This is a genomic window from Roseateles sp. P5_E11, assembly GCF_054049355.1.
Window position 1 is genome coordinate 1 of sequence record NZ_JBFUMO010001014.1, and the last position, 1,177, is coordinate 1,177.

The following is a 1,177-nucleotide window of genomic DNA, read 5'->3' on the forward strand; positions in this document are numbered from 1 at the left end:
CACGTGGTGAGCCTGAACCCCGAAGTCCAGGCCGACATCGCCGCGCTGATYGGCACGTCCGCTGCGCTGGCCATCTCCGGCATCCCCTTCAATGGCCCGATCGGTGCCGCCCGCGTGGGCTACGTCAACGGCGAATACGTGCTGAACCCCAGCAAGTCCGAACTGGCCAACAGCCAGATGGACCTGGTCGTCGCCGGCACGCAAGCCGCCGTGCTGATGGTCGAGTCTGAAGCCTCGGGCCTGTCTGAAGAAATCATGCTCGGCGCCGTGGTCTACGGCCACGAGCAAGGCAATGTCGCCATCGCCGCCATCAATGACATGGTGCGTGACGCCGGCAAGCCGACCTGGACCTGGACTGCCCCCGCCAAGGACGAGGCCTTCATTGCCAAGGTCAACGGCCTGGCCGAAGGCCCCCTGCGCGAGGCCTACCAGATCCGCTCCAAGCAAGCCCGCACGCAAGCCTGCCGCAGCGTGACGTCCAGCGTCTTTGCCGCGCTCAAGGGCGAAGGCGTCGAGTTCGACAAGGTCGAGGTCGAAGGCCTGCTGTTCGAGATCGAAGCCCGCATCGTGCGCAGCCAGATCCTGGCCGGCGAGCCGCGCATCGATGGTCGCGACACCCGCACCGTGCGCCCCATCGAGATCCGCAACGGTATCCTGCCGCGCACCCACGGCTCGGCGCTGTTCACGCGTGGTGAAACCCAGGCGCTGGTCATCGCCACGCTGGGCACGGACCGTGACGCCCAGCGCATCGACGCGTTGGATGGCGAGTTCGAAGACCGCTTCATGATGCACTACAACATGCCCCCCTTCGCCACCGGCGAGACGGGTCGTGTGGGTTCGCCGAAGCGCCGCGAAATCGGCCACGGCCGTCTGGCCAAGCGCGCGCTGATCGCCGCACTGCCGAGCAAGGAAGACTTCCCCTACTCGCTGCGCGTCGTCTCGGAAATCACCGAGTCCAACGGCTCCTCGTCGATGGCTTCGGTCTGCGGCGGCTGCCTTGCACTGATGGACGCCGGCGTGCCGATGAAGGCCCACGTGGCCGGCATCGCCATGGGCCTGATCAAGGACGCCAACCGGTTCGCCGTGCTGACCGACATCCTGGGTGATGAAGATCACCTCGKCGACATGGACTTCAAGGTGGCCGGCACGACGACCGGCATCACCGCTCTGCAGATGG

At 66.4% G+C, this 1,177-nt stretch carries 1 protein-coding gene; it reads left to right on the plus strand.

Annotation, left to right across the window (positions count from 1 at the left end; translation table 11 throughout):
• A partial coding sequence (gene pnp / locus ACXJKR_RS33010; RefSeq protein ID WP_457326453.1) for a polyribonucleotide nucleotidyltransferase occupies window positions 1-1,177 on the plus strand: 1,177 nt, incomplete at both ends.